Origin of the sequence: Rhizobium sp. GN54 (genome assembly GCF_021026345.1) — a bacterium.
GTDB lineage: Bacteria > Pseudomonadota > Alphaproteobacteria > Rhizobiales > Rhizobiaceae > Mycoplana.
On the sequence record NZ_JAJNCZ010000004.1, the window covers coordinates 62356 to 83483 of the forward strand.

The following is a 21128-nucleotide window of genomic DNA, read 5'->3' on the forward strand; positions in this document are numbered from 1 at the left end:
AGAGACATGAAGATCAGAGCCGCAACGCTTCGCCAGATGGGCGCGAGCATGCCTTATGCCGAGAGCAAGCCGCTGGACATCGCCGAGCTTGATCTGGAGCGCCCGCGGCAGGGGGAAGTTCTGGTGCGTATCCGCGCAGCCGGGCTCTGCCATTCGGATCTCTCCGTCATCAACGGCAGCAGGCCGCGTCCGCTGCCGATGGCGATCGGGCATGAGGCGGCGGGCGAGGTGGTCGAACTCGGCGAAGGCGTCGATGATCTCGAAGTCGGTGATCACGTCGTGCTTGCCTTCGTGCCAAGCTGCGGCCATTGCCTGCCCTGCTCGGAAGGGCGACCGGCGCTTTGCGAGCCGGGCGCTGCGGCAAACGGCAAGGGCACATTGCTCACCGGCAGCATCCGGCTGAAATACCAGGGAGAACCGGTGCATCACCACATCGGCTGCTCGGCCTTTGCCGAACATGCAGTCGTGTCGCGCCGCTCGATCGTGAAGGTGGACAAGGATCTGCCGTTCAACGAGGCGGCGCTGTTCGGCTGCGCCGTGCTGACGGGTGTCGGCGCAGTGGTCAATACGGCAAAGGTGCAGGCGGGCCAGACGACCGTGGTCATCGGCCTCGGCGGCGTCGGGCTGGCGGCGCTGCTCGGCGCGATCTCCGCCGGTGCCGCACAGGTGATTGCCGTGGATCTTTCCGATGAGAAGCTTGAGATCGCCCGTCAACTGGGGGCGACGGCGACGGTGAATGCGCGCGATGCGGATGCGGTCGAAAAGGTCCGGCAGCTCACCAATGGCGGCGCAGATTTCGCTTTCGAATTCGCAGGCTCGGAAAAGGCGCTGGAAAGCGCTTACAAGATGACGCGCCGCGGCGGCACGACAGTCACGGCCGGACTGCCGGCGCCGACAGCCGCCTTGCCGGTCAACATCGTCAGCCTCGTGGCCGAGGAACGCACGCTCAAGGGCAGCTATATCGGCACCTGCGTCCCGGTTCGCGATATTCCGCGCTATGTCGCGCTCTACAAATCGGGGCGCCTTCCGGTGAACAGGCTTCTCAGCGGATCGATCCGCCTGGACGACATCAACGAAGGCTTCGACCGCCTGCACAGGGGCGAGGTTATCCGGCTGGTCGTCGAAATGTGAGGTTCGGGCGTTTTCGAAGGGCTGCGAAAGGGGGAGCCTTTCCCGGCCTCGCCTGCCCAGGAACGTGGAGAACGTCAACTCTTCTCAAGCCGTCAGATCGCCCCCGGTGCAACGTTTCTTAACGCGATGACACACCCGTCGGTGCCCTGATCGCTAGGGTCACTTCCGGATTATCCGCAACTGTCTGCGGATCAAACGGAAGGGCGTTTCATGGGTGGGATATCCCGATCATTCTTGTCGCAGGCGCATCCGGCCCCGAGGTTTCTGGTGGGCGTGGTGCTTCTCTGGCTTGCCTTCATTTCCACCTCCCAGGCGGCCGAGGAACAGATGCCGGTTACGGTTGTCGTCGCCCGCCAGGGTGCCGTGACCGAGACGGTTCCCGTGGTCGGGTCGCTCGCTGCAAGGGAAGAGGTTCAGGTACACCCGCTCGTCCAGGGGCGGGCGATCGAGCATATCCTTGTGGAGGTCGGGCAGACCGTCGACAAGGGCCAGCCGCTCGCGCTGCTGGACACGACCGATGCCCGCCTGTCGCTCGACAGGAACGCGGTCGGCATCCTGCGCGCGGAGGCCGCCGTCAGGGTGGAGGAGAGCAGGCTCGATGTCGCGAAGGTGAGCGAGGCCGAGGCCCGCAAGGTCCTGGAGCGCAGCAGGACGCTGCAGCCGAAGGGGGCCGTCTCGCAACAGGTTCTGGACGAGCACGAGAACGCCCATGCCCGCGCGGTGGCCGAACTGGGGCTGGCGCTGCAGTCGCTGAAGCTGGCCGAAGCCGACGCGCAAATCGTTGCCCGCGAGCGCGACGAGATCGAACTTGCGATCGAGCGCAGCACCGTCAGGGCGCCGGAGGGCGGACTGGTCCTCAGAAGAACGGCTCGCGTCGGCATGATAGTGTCCGGCTCCGGCGGCCCGCTCTTCGTCCTGGCGAAGGACGCGGCCATCGAATTCGTCGCCCAGGTGACGGAGACGAGCTTCGTGCGGCTGGCCGAAGGCATGCACGCAACCATCACCCTGCCGGGATATGAAGGCCCGCTCGGTGGCACTGTGAGGCTCAATGCGGCCGAACTCGATCCGGCAACGCGCAGCGGCGAAGTGCGCGTCGAACTCGACGACGTGGCTGGCCTGAGGCCCGGCGTCTTCGCCCGCGGCAGCATCAATGCCCTGGCCCGGCGCAATATCGTCCTGCCGGGCAGTGCGGTGAAGACCGCCGGCGGCGCGAGCAACGTCTTCGTCGTCGAGGACGGCGTGGTGGACCTCCGCCAGGTGACCGTGGGCGTCCGGCAGGACGGTTTCGTCGAGATCCTCGACGGGCTGCGCGACGGCGAGATGGTCGTTCTGAAATCCGGCGGCTTCCTGAAGGCCGAGGAGAAGGTCCGGCCGGTCATCGCCGCCTCAGCGCGTCCCTCCACGGATCATCTGGCCGCATCCCTTGCGATCGGGAAGGTGGAGGCGGCGCGATGAACGGCAACGTCTCGGCCTGGGCGATCCGCAATCCGCTCCCGTCCATCCTTCTTTTCGTCGTCCTCACCGTCGTCGGGCTCTACAGCTTCGCCAAGCTGCCGGTCACCTATTTCCCGACGATCATCACGCCGACGGTCAAGGTCACCGTCGAGCAGCCCGGCTCCACGCCGGTGGAGCTCGAGACGGAGGTGACGCGGCTTGTCGAAAACGCCATCGCCTCGCTGCCGGCGATCAAGGAGCTGTCATCGACGATCGGCGAAGGGCGGTCGGTGACGACCGTCGAATTCGAGCTCGGCCCTGTTTCTCCCGACCGGGCAATGGCGGACGTGCGCGATGCCGTATCCCGGATCCGCGGCGACCTGCCGGACACGATCGACGAGCCGGTGATCGAGCGGATCGAGGAGGAGACGCAATCCGTCGTCACCTATGCGGTTTCCAGCCAGGACATGACGGTGGCGGAGCTCTCCTGGTTCGTCGACGACACCGTGACCCGCGAACTGCAGGGCCTGTCCGGCGTCGGGCGCGTCGAACGGATCGGCGGCGCAGAGCGGGAGATCCATGTCGAGCTCGATGCCGACAGGCTGCAGGCGCTTGCGCTGTCGGTCAGTTCGGTCAACGAGGCGATCGTCGAGGGCCAGCTCGACCGCTCCGGCGGGCGCAGCGAGATGGAGGGCGGCGAGCAGGTCCTGACGACCACGGGAGCCGCCGGAACGGTGGCGGATCTTGCCGAGAAGCGCCTTTCGCTCTCAGGCGGAAATTCCGTGCGGCTGGCGGATGTCGCTACGGTTCGCGATACCGTCGCCGAGCCTCGGGCCTTTGCGAGCCTGAACGGCGCCGATATCGTCGGCTTTGCCATCTACCGCTCGCAAGGGGCGAGCGACGTGACCGTGGCCGCTGCTGTCGCCGATGCCGTGGAGACACTGGGCGAGGCCCATCCGGACCTGCGTTTCCGTCTCGTCAACGACAATGTCTCCTATACGGCCGGAAACTATCATTCGGCGATGAACACGCTGCTGGAGGGTGCGGCGCTCTCGATCGTCGTCGTCTTCCTGTTTCTGCGCGACTGGCGCGCGACGCTGGTGGCCGCCGTGGCGCTGCCGCTGTCGATCATTCCGACCTTCTTCGCGCTCGATCTGCTCGGATTTTCTCTCAATATTCTCAGTCTTCTGGCGATCACGCTGGTAACAGGCATCCTGGTCGACGATGCGATCGTCGAGATCGAAAACGTCGTGCGCCACCGCAATATGGGCAAATCCGCCTACCGCGCGGCGCTGGATGCGTCCGACGAGATCGGGCTCGCCGTCATCGCGATTTCCGCAACCATCATCGCGGTCTTCGCGCCGGTCGGGCTGATGAGCGGTGTCGTCGGCCTCTATTTTCGCGAGTTCGGCCTGACGGTGGCGATCGCGGTATTCTTCTCCTTGCTGGTGGCGCGGCTGATCACGCCGATCATGGCGGCCTATGTCATGACGAGCGCTCCGCCGTCCGAAGGACATAGAGGCCGGTTGTCCGTCGCTTACGAGGCCTTGCTGCGCGCGACGTTACACCGGAAATGGGCGACGGTCGCATCCGCTGTCGGCCTCTTCGGCCTATCGATCGTCTCGCTGATGTCGGTGCCGACCACCTTCCTGCCGGAGGAGGACACCGGGCGATTGACCCTCACCGTCGAGTTGCCGCCCGGCGCTACGCTCGAGGAAACGCGAAAGGTGACGGACGCGATCTCGGCAGAGGTCGGACAGCTCGGCGAGGTCGAAGGCGTGCTGGTGCGCGCGGGGGCGAGCATGACCGGCCAGCAGGACGTGCGCTATGCCGTCGTCTCGATCGAGCTCAGGCACAAGACCGAGCGCGACCGGTCCTCCTTTGCGATCGAGGCGGAACTCAACGAGAGGCTCGCCGGCATTCCGGACGTGCGGCTGCGTTTTCTCAACGATCGCGGTGGCCGCGACGTATCCTTCTCCGTGCTGGGCAGCGACGGCGACGCCGTCGAGCAGGCGGCCGATCGGATCCTGCGCGAGATGGCCACAGAGGGGAGTTTCGTCGGCCCGGCGAGCGACGCTGTCGCCATGCGCCCGGAACTGAAGGTGACGGTGGATGCCGACAAGGCAGCGACGCTGGGGGTCTCGACTGCGGCCATCGCCAGCACCCTGCGCATCTCCACGATCGGCGACGTGGATTCGCGGCTCGCGAGCTTCGTCGAAGGCTCCCGCCAGATCCCGATCCGCGTCGTGCTCGACCGAACCGCCAGAGGCCGCCTGCCGATCTTTGAAACCCTCAGCGTACCGACTTCGGCGGGAGGACAGGTGCCGCTGTCGGCCGTGGCCGCGCACAGCTTCGACGAGACCGTCGCCTCGATCGATCGTTTCGACCGGCAGCGCCGGATCGAGATCGGCGCGGACATGGCTGCCGGCCTGACCTCGGGGCAGGGGCTGGAGCGCCTGTTCCTGCTCGACAGCGTCAGGACCCTGCCGGAGGGCGTACGGGTCCAGGCCACCGGCGATTCCGACACCGAAGGGGAGATTTTCCAGAGCTTTGCCGTCGCCATGGGGGCGGGCATCATGCTCGTGCTCATCGTCCTGATCCTGTTGTTCAGGAGCATGCTTTCGCCGTGGACGATCCTGGCATCGCTGCCGCTGTCGATCGGTGGCGTCGCCGTGGCCCTGCTCGTGAGCGGGCACACGATCTCGCTGCCCGTCGTCATCGGCATCCTGATGCTGATGGGTATCGTCACGAAGAACGCCATCATGCTGGTCGATTTCGCCATCGAGAGGGAGGCGCACGGTCTTTCGCGACCGGAAGCCGTCGTCGAGGCCTGCCTGGAGCGTGTGCGGCCGATCGTGATGACGACGCTCGCCATGGTCGGCGGGATGCTGCCGTCGGCCTTCGGCTTGGGTGACGGCGGCGAGTTCCGGGCGCCGATGGCGATCGCGGTGATCGGCGGCCTGCTGGTCTCCACTATCCTGTCGCTGATCGTGATCCCTTCCTTCCATCTCATCCTGTCGGGCATCGGCGATCGCCTGAGCCACGCCTTACGGCCTTTCCTCCAGTCGGCCGAAGCGGGTCCCGGTGGGATTCGGAAATAGCGCGTCCGTGCCCCGAACGGCGCGCAAGGACGGGGCCGGTCCGACCGCCGGCCGGCCCCGTCATCTTTCCCTGCAGCTCTTAACAGACGGCAACATATCATTAAGCCGAAGCCGCACCCGGCATGGGAAGAACCATCGAGTTTCCTTCCCCACGAGGCTTTGAAAGCACCATGAACGATATCCGGGTTCCCTTCCTGCAGATCTACCGCATCAACGCGCTTCGGGCACTTGGCGGCCTTGCCTTCGGCCTGCTCGTCGTCACCGCGCCGCCGCCGCCGTTTCCCTTGTTCGACGTCGTCTTCGAGGCCATGGGGATGATCGCGATCTTCGTCGCCATTGCCGGGCGTGGCTGGTCGCTGTTCTATATCGGCGGGCGCAAGAACGCCGAGCTGGTGACGACGGGCCCCTATTCGATCACCCGCAACCCGCTCTATCTCTTCAGCCTAATCGGTATCGCCGGCGTCGGCGCGCAGACGGGCAGCCTGCTGTCGATGACGTTGCTCGTGCTGGCCGCCTATCTCGCCTTCGACATGGCGATGCGCGGCGAAGAAGCCTATCTCGGCAGCCGCTACGGGCGGGGCTTCGAGACGTATCGCGATACTGTCCCGCGGCTCTGGCCGGATCTTTCCCTGTGGCGGGAGTGCGAAGACGTGCCGCTCCGTTCAGCACGTGCGATCGGCAGCCTCAGGGACGGGATCGTCTTTCTCGGCGCCTGGGTCGTCGTCGAGCTCGTCAGGCTGGGGCAGGCAGCCGGCCTCCTGCCGGTTCTCTGGACCCTGCCGGTCTGACGACTGCGGCCTTCCCAAGCCTCGCAACAAAACTTAATAAAGCGAAACATCTGCGATCCGGACAGCGTGCGACATGCCTGCATTCGGGCGCGTCGCGGTCCTGCTGTATCGCCTTGCGCGCGTCGAGTTTTGTTTGAGGAAGGCCGTAGTGCAACCGAACTCCGCCAATGCGAAGATCCTGATCGTCGAGGACGATCCCGAAATCGGCAAGCTGCTGGCGCTTGCGGTGCAGGAAAACGGCATGATCCCGACCGTCGCCGAAGACGGGCATGTGATGAACGCGCTTCTGCGCAACAACGAGTTCGACCTGATCATCCTGGACGTGATGCTGCCCGGCGAGGACGGCCTGAGCATCTGCCGGCGCATCCGCTCGGAAAAGACGACGCCGATCATTCTCTTGACGGCACTGGGAGAAGAGGTCGATCGCATCGTCGGGCTGGAGGTCGGCGCCGACGATTACGTGACCAAGCCGTTCAGCCCGCGCGAAGTCGTGGCCCGCATCCGCAGCCTGCTGCGGCGGGCATCCTATGGCCTTGCGAATACGACGGTGCAGCGGAAACTGCGTTTCGAAGGCTGGCAGATCGATCCGCTGCGACGGCAGCTCCACGATCCGAGCAGCGCCCGCATCGCCGTGACGACGACGGAATTCGACCTGCTGCTCGCCTTCTGCCGTAATCCCGGCCGGGTCATCACCCGCGAGGAGCTTCTGTCGCTCACCCATACGGGTCTCGCAGGTCCGATCGAGCGCAGCGTCGACGTGCATATCAGCCGCCTGCGCCAGAAGATCGAGGCCGATCCCAAGAACCCAGTCCTTTTGCAGACGGTCCGGCTCGGCGGCTACATGTTTACCGCCAGCGTCGAGCAGGCCTGATCCTCGAAACAGAAAGGCCGGGCGATGGCCCGGCCTTTCCTGTCTGCTCTCTTCCTGGCGGCTGGCTCAGAACTTGTAGCCGACGAACAGCGACGCCGAAGGCTGCAGCTTCTCTTCCACGATCGGGCTGTCGGCCGCGTCCCCGGTCAGGATGCCGAGGCTCGCTTCGCCGCGTACCAGCCAGTTCTCGCTCAGCAGGTAGGTGGCCGATGCCGAGGCGTTGACGCGCTTCAGGCCGGCCTCCGCCTTGTATTCGTCCAGGCCGGACCGGGCCGACTGTTTGGCATCGACACCGAAATAGGCTTCCATATGCTTGTCGTTGGCGACCACTGCCTCGACGCCGGCGCCAAGGATCAGCCGTTCCGTCACCGGCGCCTGATACTCGGCGCCGAAAGTGCCGATCAGGCTCTCGCTGCCGTCGATCGTCTGGTCGATGCTGGCATAGAGTTCGAGACCGTTCCAGTCATAGGACGCCCTGGCGCCGACGGTCGCGGCGAAATCGATGTCCCCCAGCCCCTTCAGGCGGTCTGCATCGTCCTCGTCTCGCCCGCCTTCATAGCCAATCTTGGCGGCCAGCGCGAAGCCGTTGTGCCGGAAGGGGGTGATCATCACGCCCCTGGGGTCGATCTCCAGCCATTCTCCATAGGTGAAGATCACGACCGGTATAGGCTGCACCTTGAACTCGTCGCCGCCTTCGTATTCCGGCTCGTAGATCGCGCCGGCGCCAAGGACCAGGCTCCAGTTGCGCCGGGGCTCTTCGCCGTTGAACCGCTCCTGGTCGAAGGGCGCCTCGGGGGCCTGTCCTGACAGGCCCGCATCGGCGGCAAGCGTGCTCGTGCCCGTGCCGGCCAGCACGAGCGTGACGTATAGGGCGCTTGCGGGAAGTCGCCGGTCGGTCCGTTGGATAAAAGACATGAGTGCTCCAGTGATTTGACACGGACGTCGCAGGCAGAAAGCGAGCCGTGTTTGCAACACATCCGTCCTGTCACGAACGGCACCGGCGCTGCATGTCTTTGTGTTGCGCTTTGTTGCGGGGGCGCCTTCCGCGGTTGTTTCGGCTGGCGGGTTCCGCAGGGCAGACACAAAACTTAATGTCCAATTTCGGCGAACATCGTTATCGTCGCCGGCAGTGAGCTGGGGAGTGACCCGTTCTTGCCGGTTCTTTTCATGCAGGGGGCGAGAGCCCCGGGGAGGCGTCTTGAAATTTCGGGTACCCCGGTTGATCTCGACCATTCACAGCCAGATCACCGCCGTCATTTTCGCCTGCCTGGTCATCGCCTTCATCATTGGCTCGACGCTGGAAAGCTGGGTGAGCGACGACTACAGCATGCCGGACCTGGAGGGCATGTCGAGCCGTGTCTCGACGATCGCTTCGGTCCTCTCGACGGCGACGCCCGTGGAGAGGAGCACGATCCTTGCGGCAGCCAACCGCGGCGACTACCGCCTCGTCCTGCGACCGTTCTCCTATTCCGACCGGTTCACCACATCGTCTCCGGACGAGCCGTTCATCCAGGTCGCGATCGATCGCCTCCTTCCGCCGGAAGACCGCCCGGTCCCGGTCGGAGGATGGCGGACCTTCGTCGACGGCAAGCGCGTCCTGGCCGCGAAGGTGGACGACGACACGCTGCTGGTCATGGAACTGCTGCCCGAAAGCTTTCTGCGCAACGACGCGCTGAGGTTCGGCTCGAACTATCTGGTGGCGACGGTCACGCTTGTCATCCTGTTTTCCGTCTTCGCCGTCTGGGCGATCACGCGGCCGCTGCGCGGCATCGCATCGGCGGCGATGAAGGCCGATATCTCGGTCGGCCCGGCGCTCTTCGAGGAGCGCGGCAGCGTCGAGATCGTAACCCTTGCGCGGGCGCTGAACGGCATGCAGCGTCGTATCTCGACCATGGTCGAGGCCCGGACCCGGATGCTGCGCGGCATCAGTCACGACTTGCGGACGCCGCTGACACGATTGCGGCTTCGGGCCGAGCGTGTCGGCGAAGACGAGGTTCGCGACGCCCTGCTGACGGATATCGAGCGAATCGACCGCCTGCTCAAGGAAAGCCTCGTCTATCTTCGCGACAACCATCAGCGCGAAGCGCGGCAGCGCGTCGATCTGGCCTCGGTCCTGCAGACGGTCTGCGACGAGTTTGCCGACATGGGGCATGATGTCCGCTATCGCGGGCCTGCACGCTTGGTTGCGAGCTTCAAGCCTTTGGCGCTGACGCGGGCGGTGACCAATCTGTGCGAAAACGCGATCAAGTTCGGCACCATTGTCGAGGTCGAGCTCCGCACGGATAACGGCAAGGCGATCATCGACGTCATGGACGACGGGCCCGGTATCCCCGAGGAATATCGAAGCCGCGTTCTGGAGCCCTTCTTCAAGGTCGATGCGGCGCGCGGAGACGCCGATGCCGGCTTCGGCCTTGGCCTCTCGATCGTCGCCGAGATCGTCCAGGCCCACAACGGCAAGCTGCGGTTTCTCGATCGCAGCCCCAAAGGGCTGACCGTCCGGCTGGAAATGCCGTCAGGTTTCTAGTGACTGATCATCCAGGGCCGGGCGGAGGGGAAAGTCTTGGAGCCGTCGGCGCGGTAGACCGACTTCGACGGTTTCTTGCTGCCGCAGCAGCCGCAGCCGGGGCCGTGGCCGAGCGACTTGGAGCGCTTCGGCTCGTGCTGGGCGCGCTCGTTGGTGGCGATCGCGGTGCGGGTGCCGGTGTCCATGCCGGAGAAGAACGGCGTGGTGAAGAAGGCGCGCGGGGCCTGCGTGCCGCAGGAGGGGCAGTCGCAGGGCTCGGCCGAGACGGCCATCGGGCGCATCTCAGTGAAGGGGCCGCAGTCGGCGCAGTTGTAATCGTAGTAGGGCATGTGTTGGTCCCGCCTCGTCTTGGGTTGTCACGTCGCCGGCGACAGTGCCGGCGGCGGCGATGGACGGACGGCGCATGGCGCGCCATCCGCCAGACGTCACGCCATCAGAGATCGTGCGCGATCGGCATGTCGATCGAGCCGTCGAGATATTTCTTCGGCCCGTCATTGCCGGGCATCAGGTCGAACTCGAAGATGTCGGTCGGCAGCCACAGCGTGGCGCAGGCATTGGGAATGTCGACCACGCCAGAGACATGCCCCTGCACCGGCGCGGTGCCGAGGATGGAATAGGCCTGGGCGCCGGAATAGCCGAACTTCTTCAGGTACTCGATGGCGTTGAGGCAGGCCTGGCGATAGGCGGTGGTGACGTCGAGATAATGCTGGGTGCCGCTCTCGTCGACGGAGATGCCCTCGAAGATCAGGTAGTCGTCATATTTCGGCGCCATCGGCGAGGGGCGGAAGATCGGGTTCTTGATACCATACTTGGCCATGCCGCCCTTGAGCAGGCTCACCTTGATATGCAGCCAGCCGGCCATTTCGATGGCGCCGCAGAAGGTGATCTCGCCGTCGCCCTGGGAGAAGTGCAGGTCGCCCATCGAAAGGCCGGCGCCATCGACATAGACAGGGAAATAGATCTTCGAGCCGCGCGACAGGTCCTTGATGTCGCAATTGCCGCCATGTTCGCGCGGCGGCACGGTGCGGGCGCCGGTGGCAGCGGCGGCATCGCGGGCGTCGCCCTTGAGAGCGCCCATATGGGCGGCGGCGGTTTCGGGGAGCTTGGCGAGGGACGGCACGCGGTTGGGATCGGTGTCGTTGAGCTTCTTCTCGCGCGTGTTCCACATCTCCAGCATCTTGTGGTCGGGCAGGCACCCGATCAGACCGGGATGGATCAGGCCGGCATATTTGACGCCGGGCACATGGCGCGACTGTGTGAACATGCCCTTGAAATCCCAGATCGACTTCTGCGCGCTCGGGAAATGCTGGTCGAGAAAGCCGCCGCCATTGTTGAGCGAGAAGAAACCGTTGAAGCCCCAGAGGCTGTTGTCGAAGGCGCCGATGTCGAGGATGTCGACTACCAGCAGGTCGCCGGGCTCCGCGCCCTTGACCCCGATCGGGCCGGAAAGGAAATGGACCTGGTTGAGATCGACGTCGCGCACATCGGCAGCGTCGTCGTCGTTCTTGATTTGGCCGCCGGTCCAGTCGTAGGTCTCGACGCGGAAGTCGTCGCCGGGCTCGACCCAGCAGGCCATCGGGATGTCCGGGTGCCAGCGGTTATGAATCTTCTCATTGGTGAAGGGCGACTCGTCGAGATCGACCTTGATCAGTGTTTCGGGCATTTTTTGCTCCTTCCTGGTGAAAGCGGGGTGTGAAACGGGGCGTCAGACGGAGAGGAAGGCCGAGACCTTCGCCTCGTCGATGCCGGCGCGCGGGCTCTCGTGGACGATGTCGCCCTTCTCGATGACGAGGACGCGGTCGGCCATGTCGAGGGCGAAGCTCAGGACCTGCTCGGAGACGAGGATCGAAAGCCCCATCTCGTCGCGGATGCGGCAGAGCGTGCGCGCCATCTCCTTGATGATCGAGGGCTGGATGCCCTCGGTCGGCTCGTCGAGCAGCAGCACCTTCGGCTTGGAGGCGAGCGCGCGGGCGATCGCGAGTTGCTGCTGCTGGCCGCCGGAGAGATTGCCGCCGCGCCGACCCTTCATCTCGAGCAGGACAGGGAAGAGCTCGTAGATGTGGTCGGGGACGTTGCGCTCGCCGGTGACGGTCAGCCCGGTCTCGATGTTCTCCTTCACCGTCATCGCCGAGAAGATCATCCGTCCTTGCGGCACGTAGGCGAGGCCGGCGCCGACGCGGCGATAGCTCTCCATCGCCTCGACCTGCGTGCCGCCGATGCGGACCACGCCGGCCGTCGACGGGACGATGCCCATCAGCGACTTCATCAGCGTGGTCTTGCCCATGCCGTTGCGGCCCATGATGGCGACGATCTCGCCCGGCTGAAGGGCGAAGTTCATGCCGTGGATCACCTCGCTCTGGCCGTAGGCGACGTGAAGGTTCTCGACTGCGAGCATCGTTTTTCTCCTAGTGGCCGAGATAGACTTCGATGACCTTGGGATCGTGCTTGACCCGCTCCATCGAGCCCTCCGACAGCACCTTGCCCTGGTGCAGCACGGTGACGCGGTGGGCGATGTCCTCGACGAATTTCATGTCGTGCTCGATCACGATCACCGACTGGTTGCGGATGATGGTGTTGAGGAGTTCGGCCGTCTTGATGCGCTCGCCGACGCTCATGCCGGCGACCGGCTCGTCGAGCATCAGGAGCTTCGGGCTCTGGATCAGAAGCATGCCGATCTCGAGCCACTGCTTCTGCCCGTGGCTGAGGATCGCGGCTTCCGTGTCGAGATGGTCCTTGAGGAAGATCAGCTCGGCCACTTCCTCGACCCTGTCGCGCACCTCGGCATCGCGGCGGAAGAACAGGGCGCCGAAGACGTTGCGGCCGCGCGGGAAGGACAGCTCCAGGTTCTCGAACACCGTCAGATCCTCGTAGATCGACGGGTTCTGGAACTTGCGGCCGACGCCGGCATGGACGATCTCATGCTCGCGCATGCCGGTCAGCTCCTGGCCGGAAAAGCGGATCGAGCCGTCGGTCGGTCGGGTCCGGCCGCAGATCAGGTCGAGCACGGTGGTCTTGCCGGCACCGTTCGGGCCGATGATGACGCGGATCTCGTTCTCGTCGACATAGAGGGAGAGGTCGTTCACAGCCTTGAACCCGTCGAAGGAAACGGTGAGCCCCTCGACCGCAAGCAGGAAGTCCTTCTGCTCGGTATCGCTGACATGCATGGCGCGGTCCTCTCAGTTTGCGGTGTTGGCGGCGGCGGCGACGGCGGGGCGGGCGACGGAGCGCTTCAGAAGGCGCCGCAGCCAGGGCTCGGCATGCTCGCGGTAGAGGCCGGCAAGTCCGTTGGGGAAGGCCATGACGACGGCGATGAACAGGCCGCCCATGGCGAACAGCCAGAGCTCCGGGAAGCTCTCGGAGAATGAGGTCTTGGCGGCGTTGACGATGAGCGCGCCATAGACTGCGCCGAACAGCGACAGCCGGCCACCGACCGCGCAGAAGATCACCATTTCGATCGAGGGGACGATGCCGACGAAGGAGGGCGACATGAAGCCGACCTGCAGGGTGAACATGGCGCCGCCGATCGCCGAGAAGGCGGCGGCGAGGCAGAAGATGAAGATCTTGAAGTTGGAGACGTCGTAGCCGGAGAAGCGCACGCGGTCCTCGCGGTCGCGCATGGCGACGAGCAGGCGGCCGAACTTGGAGATATTGATGGCCTGCGCCAACAGCACGCAGCCGAGCAGCAGGGCGGCGCAGACGAAGTAGAGGATCAGCTTGGCGTCGTCGGTGCGGATGTCCCAGCCGAGCAGGGTGCGCAGGTCGGTGATGCCGTTGACGCCACCGGTATAGCCCTGCTGGCCGATGATCAGGATGGTCATGATCGCGGCGACCGCCTGGGTGATGATGGCGAAGTAGACCCCGCCCACGCGGCGCTTGAACATCGCGGCACCGATGACGAAAGCGAAGAGGGCGGGGACGGCGATGATCGCGACCAGGGTGAAGCCGAAGGAGTGGAACGGCTGCCACCAGACGGGCAGTTCTGTCAGCTGGTTCCAGTCCATGAAGTCGGGGATGCCGGGGGTGGACTGGATCTTGGTCGCTTCCGGCGTCGAGGCCTCGAGCTTGAGGAACATCGCCATGCAGTAGCCGCCGAGCCCGAAGAAGATGCCCTGGCCGAGCGAGAGGATGCCGCCCATGCCCCAGCAGAGCACCAGCCCGAGGGCGACGAAGGCATAGGTCAGGTACTTGCCGATCAGGTTCAGGCGGAAAATGTCGAAGGCGGCCGGCAGGACGAGAAGCAGGATGGCGGCGAGGACGACGAAGGAGAGCCATCCTTGCCGGGAGAAGAAGGTGGAGTCGGAGTGCATGGGGGATTGCATGACGGGGCTCCTCAGCGGCGGATGTTGAGCGTGAACAGGCCCTGCGGGCGCAGCATCAGGATGCCGACGACGGTGAGCAGGGTGAGCACCTTGGCCATCGACCCGCTCATGAAGAACTCCATGGTCGATTGCGCCTGCGAGATGGTGAAGGCGGATGCGATGGTGCCGATGAGGCTGCCGGCGCCGCCGAAGACGACCACCAGGAAGGTGTCGACGATATAGAGCTGGCCGGCGGTGGGACCTGTCGAGCCGATCATGGTGAAGGCGGAGCCGGCGATGCCGGCAATGCCGCAGCCGAGCCCGAAGGTCAGCGCGTCGACGCGCTTGGTGTTGATGCCGACCGCGCCCGCCATGACGCGGTTCTGCAGCACCGCGCGCACCTGCTTGCCCCAGGCGGAGCGGAACAGGATGAAGTAGACCGCGAACGAGACGATGAGGGTCAGCGCCATCACGAACAGGCCGTTGATCGGGATCTCGATCATGTCGGTCAGCGCGATCGAGCCCATCATCCAGTCGGGCAGGGTCACGCCGACCTCGCGGGCGCCGAAGACCGAGCGGTAGACCTGCTGCAGGATCAGCGACAGGCCCCAGGTGGCGAGCAGCGTGTCGAGCGGCCGGCGGTAGAGGAAGCGGATCATCCCCCATTCGACCAGGACGCCCAGCGCAAAGGCGGCGACGAAAGCCAGCGCCATGGCGATGAAGAAGTAGACCGGGAACAGGCCCGGCACGTACTCGGTGACGATGTGCGAGCAGATATAGGTGACGTAGGCGCCGAGGATCATGAACTCGCCGTGGGCCATGTTGATGACGCCCATCTGGCCGAAGATGATCGCAAGGCCCAGCGCCATCAGCACGAAGACCGAAAACAGGATGAGACCTGCGAAACCCTGCATGGCCAGGATCGAGGTGAATTCGCCAAAGGTATAGTCGCCGATCATCGTGGCCTCGCGCGTTGGAAGCGGATCTTGGGTAAGGGGGCGAGGAAAGCACCACCCGCTACCTGCCCCTCATCCCCCTGCCGGGATCTTCTCCCCGCTTGCGGGGAGAGGGTGGCGGCAGCCGGGTGAGGGGCAAGCGGCAGGTGGCGCCGCTCAGGGCTTACTGGTAGCCTTCCGGGAACGGATCCGGCTCCATCAGGTCTGATGTCTCGTAGACGACCTCGTACTGGCCATCGAGCTTGGCGCGACCGACGCGGGCCTTGGACCAGAGGTGGTGGTTGTCGTGGATCTTGACGTAGCCTTCCGGCGCCGTCGTCAGCTCGATGCCCGGAGAGGCGGCCTTGACCTTGTCGATGTCGAAGGAGCCGGCCTTCTCGACCGCGGCCTTCCACAGCCAGGGGCCTAGATAGGCTGCCTGGGTGACGTCGCCGATGACGATGTTGTCGCCCCACATCTTCTTGAAGGCTTCGACGAAGGCCTTGTTGTTGTCGTTGTCGAGGCTCTGGAAGTACTTCATCATCGCGTAGGCGCCGGCCATGTTCTCGCCGCCGATGCCGAGAATCTCGTCTTCCGTCACCGAGATGGTGAGCAGCAGCGGCTTCTCCTTGGCGAGATCGATGCCGGCGGCCTTCAGCTGCTTGTAGAAGGCGACGTTGGAGCCGCCGACGACGATTGCATAGATCACGTCGGGCTTGCGCAGCTTGATCTTGTTGATGACCGAGTTGAACTGGGTGTGGCCGAGCGGATAGTACTCCTCGCCGACGACCTCGAGGCCGAGCTTTTCGATGTGCTTGCGGGCGATCTTGTTGGACGTGCGCGGCCAGATGTAGTCGGAGCCGAGCAGGTAGAAACTCTTCGCGCCCTTCTCCTTCACCACCCAGTCGATGCCGGCGAGGATCTGCTGGGTCGCTTCCTGGCCGGTGTAGATGACGTTCGGGCTCTCTTCCAGGCCTTCGTAGAAGGTCGGGTAGTAGAGCATGCCGTTATACTGCTCGAAGACCGGGAGGACGGCCTTGCGCGAGGCCGAGGTCCAGCAGCCGAAGACGGCGGCGGCCTTGTCCTGCACGAGCAGCTTCTTGGCCTTCTCGGCGAAAGTCGGCCAGTCGGAGGCGCCGTCTTCCTGGATGAACTCGATCTTGCGGCCGAGAACGCCGCCTGCGGCGTTGATCTGCTCGATTGCCAGCTTCTCGGCCTGCACCGAACCGGTCTCGCTGATCGCCATGGTACCGGTGACGGAATGCAGGATGCCGACCTTGACGGTGTCGTCTGTGACCGCAAGGCCCGTGGTGTTGACGGTGGCGGTCGGGTAGTCCGACGCCAGCAGCGGTTGGCCCATCATCGCAAGTACGGGCAGGCTGGCAATGCCAGCCAATAGCGTCCGCCGGCTTACGGACAGGGTATTTCCCGGAACATCATCCCTCATAGCAAACCCTCATCATGTCGCTCGTTTTTTGAACTTTCACTGGTCGATCAACCGCCAGCTGCCCGAACTTCGACAGGATTGGTGCGATGCAACAATGGAGCATTTAACGTATTTGCCCCCATACGTTTTGCCCGTAGCATGCAGGCATCGATCCGAAGGAATGCATCTATTTCGTTGAATAAAAAGGGGGAACATCCCGAGGGTCGAATTTCCCGGCTGGCCTTTTCGCCTCCGTCATTTTCCCGCCTGAGCATCTGTGGGGAACTGGAATGCAACTTGCTTCCACTCAGGCGGGTGAGGGCTGTGTTGCGGTGCGAAAAATGCCGGGCGGAGCATGAGAGGGCATCAGGCTTGAACACGGCGCAGCGCATTCCGAGAAACCGGCGCACTTACAACAAGTGGGTGGCGAACCAGACGCTGGAGGACTACGCGCTGCGCTTCACCGCCTACAAGGTGCGGCGCTTCTCGAACTGGCGCATCGCCAACACCGCGATCGGGGCGATCTCGTTTCTGGCACTGGAGGCGATCGGCGGCGCGATCACGCTGAACTATGGCTTTTCCAATGCTTTGGCCGCCATCGCCGTATCCTGCGCCATCATCATCCTGATGGGCATCCCCATCGCCTATTACGCAGTGAAGTACGGCGTCGACATCGACCTTCTGACCCGCGGCGCCGGCTTCGGCTACATCGGCTCGACGGTGACCTCGCTGATCTATGCGACCTTCACCTTCATCTTCTTCGCCATCGAGGCGGCGATCATCGCGACCGCGCTGGAGCTTTGCACCGGCCTGCCGCTGCCGATCGGCTATATCGTCAGCGCGCTGGTGATCATCCCGCTCGTCACCCACGGCGTCACCTTCATCAGCAAATTCCAGGCGTGGACGCAGCCGTTCTGGGTGGTGCTCCAGCTCGCCCCTTTCGTCTTCATCGCCTCGCAGAGCCACCCGTCGGTGCGGCAGTGGACGGGCTATTCGGGGCTGTGGGGCCATCCGGACGGCCGCATCGACCTCGTGCATTTCGGCGCCGCCTCCGCCGTCATCTTCTCGCTGGTGGCGCAGATCGGCGAGCAGGTGGATTTCCTGCGCTTCCTGCCGCGGCGCAGCCATGCGAACCGCTTCCGCTGGTTGGCGGCGCTGCTGGTGGCGGGGCCGGGCTGGATGGTGATCGGGGGGCTGAAGATCCTGGCGGGCTCCTTCCTCGCCTACTACGCCTTCCAGCATGGCGTCGACTTCAAGGATGCCTCCGATCCGACGCAGATGTATCTCAGCGTCTTTCGCGAGATGCTCGGCTCGCCGGAGCTGGCGCTGGGCGTCGCCGGCATCTTCGTCGTCATCTGCCAGTTGAAGATCAATGTCACCAACAGCCATCCCGGCCGCGTCGTCTGGCTGGTCTTCAACGTCATGCTCGGCCTGCTCCTGATGGAGTTCGGCGTCTACAAGGCGCTGGAGCAGACGCTGGGGCTCTATTCGATCCTCGCCGTCTCCTGGATGGGCGCGATCGTCGCCGACCTCGTCATCAACAAGCCGCTGGGGCTGTCGCCGCGCTCGATCGAGTTCAAGCGGGCGCATCTCTACGACATCAATCCGGTCGGCTTCGGAGCAATGTCGATCTCGGCCCTTGCGGGCTTGATCGCCTATTTCGGCGTGTTCGGGCCGACACTTGCAGCGATTTACATCTACGTAGCCCTCGTCTCGGCCTTCGTGCTGGCGCCGGCGCTCGCGTTTGCGACGCGCGGGCGCTACTACATCGCACGGCAGTCTTCGGCGGACTGGAGGAGCGGCCAGGCGATCGAGTGCTGCATCTGCGAGCATCATTTCGACAGCGAGGACATGGCGCGCTGCCCGATCTATTCCGGGCCGATCTGCTCGCTGTGCTGCTCGCTCGATGCGCGCTGCGTCGATGCCTGCAAGACCGACGCGCGCTTCATGCAGCAGCTGCGCGGCTTCGCGGTCGCCTTCCTGCCCGGGCGTTTCTCGGCCTTCCTCGAAAGCCGGCTCGCCCGCTATCTCGCCGTGCTCACCGTGGTGACGGCGCTGATCGGGCTGGTGTTCTGGCTGATCTATTTCCAGAGCAGCCTCGACAAGACCCTGCCGTCCACCCAGATCGCCACGGTTCTCTGGAAGCTCTTCATCATCGTCTTCATCATTGCCGGCATCATCGTCTGGCTGTTCGTGCTGGCGCAGGAGAGCCGCAACTTCGCCGAGGACGAGGCGCGCAAGCATACAAGGCTGCTGATGGACGAGATCCAGGCGCACGAGGAAACCGACCGGCAGCTGCAGAAGGCGAAGGAGGTGGCCGAGCAGGCCAATATCGCGAAAAGCAAGTATGTCGTCGGGCTCAGCCACGAACTGCGCACGCCGCTCAGCGCCATCCTCGGCTATGCGCAACTGCTGGAGCGGCAGAAGGGAATGCCCGTCTACATCAACAACGCGGCCCGCACGATCAAGCGCAGCGGCGAGCACCTGGCGGACATGATCGAGGGGCTGCTGGATATCTCCAAGATCGAAGCGGGGCGGCTGGAAATCTTCCGCCACAAGATCGCGCTCCGGCCCTTCCTCGACCAGATCGTCGACATGCTGACGTTGCAGGCGCAGGCGAAGGGGATCGACTTTGAATTCCGCGCCAGCTCCTCGATGCCGGATTACGTCGTCACCGACGAGAAGCGGCTGCGGCAGGTGCTGATCAATCTCCTGTCCAACGCGATCAAGTTCACCGACCACGGCAAGGTCAGCCTGACCGTGACCTATCGCGGCCAGGTGGCGACTTTCGAGATCGAGGACACCGGCGTCGGCATCCCCGAGGCTGACATCGAACGGGTGTTCCTGCCATTCGAGCGCGGCGAGCAGGCGGGCGACGCCAACCGGCCGCCGGGGACCGGGCTCGGGCTGACGATCACCAAGCTTCTGGTCGAGATCATGGGCGGCGAGCTCGTGGTGCGCAGCATGCCCGGAGCCGGCACCTATGTTTGCGTGCGACTGCATCTCTCCGCCGCGGCCGGCCTGGAAGACGCGCCGGCTATGGTGTCGCGCATCAGCGGCTACGAGGGAGCCCGCCGTACCGTGCTCGTCGCCGACGACGACGGGAACCAGCGGGCGCTTCTGGAGGACGTGCTGCGGCCGCTCGGCTTCATCGTCATAACTGCCGCCGACGGACAGGCGTGCCTTTCGGCGCTGTCGCTCTACCGGCCGGACATCCTCGTCCTCGACATCGCCATGCCCGGAATGTCCGGCTGGGACGTGGCGCGGCAGGTGCGCAAGCGGATCGGCCGCGAGTTGCCGATCATCATGCTGTCGGCCGACGCCGGCAACGAACGGACGAAGCCGGACTATGCCGGCCTCTGCGACGCCTACCTGATCAAGCCGTTCGGTTTCGACGAGCTGTTCGACTGGTTTGCCACGCTTGTCCCTTTGACGTGGGTGCATGCGGGCGAGGGGGCGATCGAGGCCGAGCTGCAGCAGAACTTTATCGCCGAGGAACTGCCCGAGCCGCATAAACTCAAGCAGCTCCGCACGCTGGGCGAAACCGGCTTCGTCCGTTCGATCGAGGCGATGCTGAACGATATCGAGACATCCTCGCCGGCGACGGCGCGGTTCTGTTCCCACATGCGGCTTCTCGTTGCCAACCACCGGCTTCGCGACTTCCTGGCCGTGATCGAGGAGGTGAAGAATGCCTGACGTTGCGGATACCAGCCGCGTGCTCGTCGTCGACGATTCGCCCGATGCTCTGTTCATGCTCTCCGACGCGCTGAAGCTGGAGGGTATGGACGTGCTCACCTGCAACAGCGGCCGGCAGGCGATCTCGCTCGCCAATTCGAGCTCGCCCGACATCGTGCTGATGGATGCGGTCATGCCCGGCCTCGACGGCTTCGAGACTTGCCAGATCCTGAAGGCCGAGCGCGGCTTCGAGGACATTCCGATCATCTTCATGACCGGATTCAACGAGAGCGAGCACGTGGTGCGGGCGCTGGCAGCCGGAGGGGTCGACTTCGTCAGCAAGCCGATCGAGCTGAACGAGCTGTTCGCGCGCATGCGCGTCCATCTCGGAAATGCGCGACGGGCGCGCTCCGCGCGGCGCGCGCTCGATTCCACCGGACGCTGGATCGTCGCCTGTGACCGCAACGGCCGGATCTTCTGGTCGACGCAGCAGGCTGCCGACCTGATGCAGCGGGCGGGAATCCGCTCCGACCAGCGCGCCTATTTGCCCTGGGAGGTGGTGGAATGGCTAGGCGCCAGCGGCGAGCCGGCGGCATCTGCGGTCCTGCAGGAGGCGTTTCGCTATTCGCGCAATGGCCAGGACCTGGAGTTCCGTGTCCTCTCCGGCGACGGAGAGGAGGTGCTGCTGCGCCTCGTCGACCGGCACCGCGGCACCGACGAGGAGCAACTCGCCAAAGCCTTCGGGCTGACGCTGCGCGAGGCGGAGGTGCTGCTCTGGATCGCGCACGGCAAGGCCAACAAGGAGATCGCGGACATCCTTGAAATGTCGCCGCGCACGGTGAACAAGCATCTGGAGCAGATATTCAACAAGCTTGTCGTGGAGAAGCGAACCTCGGCCGCGACGATGGCGGTCAGGGTGCTCTGGCGAGACACCTGATCCCCGCG

At 64.6% G+C, this 21128-nt stretch carries 16 protein-coding genes; 8 read left to right on the top strand and 8 right to left on the bottom strand.

All coding sequences use genetic code 11. The features are described 5' to 3' along the window. Nucleotides 1–6: 6 nt before the first annotated feature. The 5 genes from LQK81_RS12380 to LQK81_RS12400 all read left to right on the top strand — a co-directional run bounded on the left by LQK81_RS12380 (nt 7) and on the right by LQK81_RS12400 (nt 7325). Entirely contained in the window at nt 7–1131 is a 1125-nt protein-coding gene (locus LQK81_RS12380) for a zinc-dependent alcohol dehydrogenase family protein (protein WP_230806613.1), read from the top strand. 267 nt (nt 1132–1398) lie between these two features. Further along, nucleotides 1399–2586, top strand: coding sequence for an efflux RND transporter periplasmic adaptor subunit (locus LQK81_RS12385; RefSeq protein ID WP_230806614.1), 1188 nt, complete (start codon nt 1399–1401; stop codon nt 2584–2586). After that, the gene (locus tag LQK81_RS12390) at nt 2583–5666 is read left to right on the top strand and encodes an efflux RND transporter permease subunit (RefSeq protein WP_230806615.1); all 3084 of its coding nucleotides are present in this window, start codon (nt 2583–2585) and stop codon (nt 5664–5666) included. The genes LQK81_RS12385 and LQK81_RS12390 overlap by 4 nt, the downstream gene beginning before the upstream one ends. A gap of 170 nt (nt 5667–5836) precedes the next feature. Next, nucleotides 5837–6454, top strand: a complete 618-nt coding sequence (locus LQK81_RS12395; protein ID WP_230806616.1) for a methyltransferase family protein — start codon at nt 5837–5839, stop codon at nt 6452–6454. A gap of 148 nt (nt 6455–6602) precedes the next feature. Continuing rightward, nucleotides 6603–7325: a response regulator transcription factor gene (locus tag LQK81_RS12400; protein ID WP_230806617.1), complete on the top strand. Its 723-nt coding sequence runs from the start codon at nt 6603–6605 to the stop codon at nt 7323–7325. A gap of 66 nt (nt 7326–7391) precedes the next feature. Here LQK81_RS12400 and LQK81_RS12405 read toward each other — a convergent pair whose 3' ends face one another. Then, nucleotides 7392–8240: a MipA/OmpV family protein gene (locus LQK81_RS12405; RefSeq protein WP_230806618.1), complete on the bottom strand. Its 849-nt coding sequence runs from the start codon at nt 8238–8240 to the stop codon at nt 7392–7394. A gap of 283 nt (nt 8241–8523) precedes the next feature. Here LQK81_RS12405 and LQK81_RS12410 point away from each other — a divergent pair, with 283 nt between their 5' ends. Continuing rightward, on the top strand, nt 8524–9849 hold the full coding sequence (locus tag LQK81_RS12410; RefSeq protein WP_230806619.1) for an ATP-binding protein: 1326 nt from the start codon (nt 8524–8526) through the stop codon (nt 9847–9849). Here LQK81_RS12410 and LQK81_RS12415 read toward each other — a convergent pair. The 7 genes from LQK81_RS12415 to urtA form a co-directional block, all read right to left on the bottom strand. Further along, the gene (locus LQK81_RS12415) at nt 9846–10178 is read right to left on the bottom strand and encodes an FmdB family zinc ribbon protein (protein WP_230806620.1); all 333 of its coding nucleotides are present in this window, start codon (nt 10176–10178) and stop codon (nt 9846–9848) included. The genes LQK81_RS12410 and LQK81_RS12415 overlap by 4 nt on opposite strands. A 104-nt stretch (nt 10179–10282) precedes the next feature. After that, a complete protein-coding gene (gene fmdA / locus LQK81_RS12420) occupies nt 10283–11512 on the bottom strand; it encodes a formamidase (RefSeq protein ID WP_230806621.1) in 1230 nt (409 codons plus the stop codon). A 42-nt stretch (nt 11513–11554) separates the two neighbouring features. Next, a complete protein-coding gene (gene urtE / locus LQK81_RS12425; RefSeq protein WP_230806622.1) occupies nt 11555–12244 on the bottom strand; it encodes an urea ABC transporter ATP-binding subunit UrtE in 690 nt (229 codons plus the stop codon). Between the two features lie 10 nt (nt 12245–12254). Continuing rightward, nucleotides 12255–13013, bottom strand: coding sequence for an urea ABC transporter ATP-binding protein UrtD (gene urtD / locus LQK81_RS12430; RefSeq protein WP_230806623.1), 759 nt, complete (start codon nt 13011–13013; stop codon nt 12255–12257). 12 nt (nt 13014–13025) lie between these two features. Then, nucleotides 13026–14168 (bottom strand): urea ABC transporter permease subunit UrtC, encoded by a 1143-nt coding sequence (gene urtC / locus LQK81_RS12435; RefSeq protein WP_442967119.1) that lies wholly within the window; start codon nt 14166–14168, stop codon nt 13026–13028. A gap of 11 nt (nt 14169–14179) precedes the next feature. Next, nucleotides 14180–15106 carry an urea ABC transporter permease subunit UrtB gene (gene urtB / locus LQK81_RS12440; protein ID WP_230806624.1) on the bottom strand — a complete coding sequence of 309 codons (927 nt, stop codon included), beginning with the start codon at nt 15104–15106 and terminating at the stop codon, nt 14180–14182. A gap of 160 nt (nt 15107–15266) precedes the next feature. Then, nucleotides 15267–16529 carry an urea ABC transporter substrate-binding protein gene (gene urtA, locus LQK81_RS12445; RefSeq protein WP_230806625.1) on the bottom strand — a complete coding sequence of 421 codons (1263 nt, stop codon included), beginning with the start codon at nt 16527–16529 and terminating at the stop codon, nt 15267–15269. A gap of 351 nt (nt 16530–16880) precedes the next feature. Here urtA and LQK81_RS12450 point away from each other — a divergent pair, with 351 nt between their 5' ends. Together LQK81_RS12450 and LQK81_RS12455 are read left to right on the top strand one after the other, a co-directional pair. Continuing rightward, complete coding sequence (locus LQK81_RS12450; protein WP_230806626.1) at nt 16881–20204, top strand: hybrid sensor histidine kinase/response regulator; 3324 nt, start codon at nt 16881–16883, stop codon at nt 20202–20204. Next, entirely contained in the window at nt 20197–21120 is a 924-nt protein-coding gene (locus tag LQK81_RS12455; protein WP_230806627.1) for a response regulator transcription factor, read from the top strand. Before LQK81_RS12450 ends, LQK81_RS12455 begins: the two co-directional genes overlap by 8 nt. The last annotated feature ends 8 nt before the right edge of the window (nt 21121–21128 follow it).

Excerpts from the sequence above, each read along its gene's own strand:
- LQK81_RS12380 (WP_230806613.1), top strand. The coding sequence starts at position 7 with ATGAAGATCAGAGCCGCAACGCTTCGCCAGATGGGCGCGAGCATGCCT.
- LQK81_RS12390 (WP_230806615.1), top strand. The coding sequence starts at position 2,583 with ATGAACGGCAACGTCTCGGCCTGGGCGATCCGCAATCCGCTCCCGTCC.
- LQK81_RS12395 (WP_230806616.1), top strand. The coding sequence starts at position 5,837 with ATGAACGATATCCGGGTTCCCTTCCTGCAGATCTACCGCATCAACGCG.
- LQK81_RS12405 (WP_230806618.1), bottom strand. The coding sequence starts at position 8,240 with ATGTCTTTTATCCAACGGACCGACCGGCGACTTCCCGCAAGCGCCCTA.
- LQK81_RS12415 (WP_230806620.1), bottom strand. The coding sequence starts at position 10,178 with ATGCCCTACTACGATTACAACTGCGCCGACTGCGGCCCCTTCACTGAG.
- fmdA (WP_230806621.1), bottom strand. The coding sequence starts at position 11,512 with ATGCCCGAAACACTGATCAAGGTCGATCTCGACGAGTCGCCCTTCACC.
- urtE (WP_230806622.1), bottom strand. The coding sequence starts at position 12,244 with ATGCTCGCAGTCGAGAACCTTCACGTCGCCTACGGCCAGAGCGAGGTG.
- urtD (WP_230806623.1), bottom strand. The coding sequence starts at position 13,013 with ATGCATGTCAGCGATACCGAGCAGAAGGACTTCCTGCTTGCGGTCGAG.
- urtC (WP_442967119.1), bottom strand. The coding sequence starts at position 14,168 with ATGCAATCCCCCATGCACTCCGACTCCACCTTCTTCTCCCGGCAAGGA.
- urtB (WP_230806624.1), bottom strand. The coding sequence starts at position 15,106 with ATGATCGGCGACTATACCTTTGGCGAATTCACCTCGATCCTGGCCATG.
- urtA (WP_230806625.1), bottom strand. The coding sequence starts at position 16,529 with ATGAGGGATGATGTTCCGGGAAATACCCTGTCCGTAAGCCGGCGGACG.
- LQK81_RS12455 (WP_230806627.1), top strand. The coding sequence starts at position 20,197 with ATGCCTGACGTTGCGGATACCAGCCGCGTGCTCGTCGTCGACGATTCG.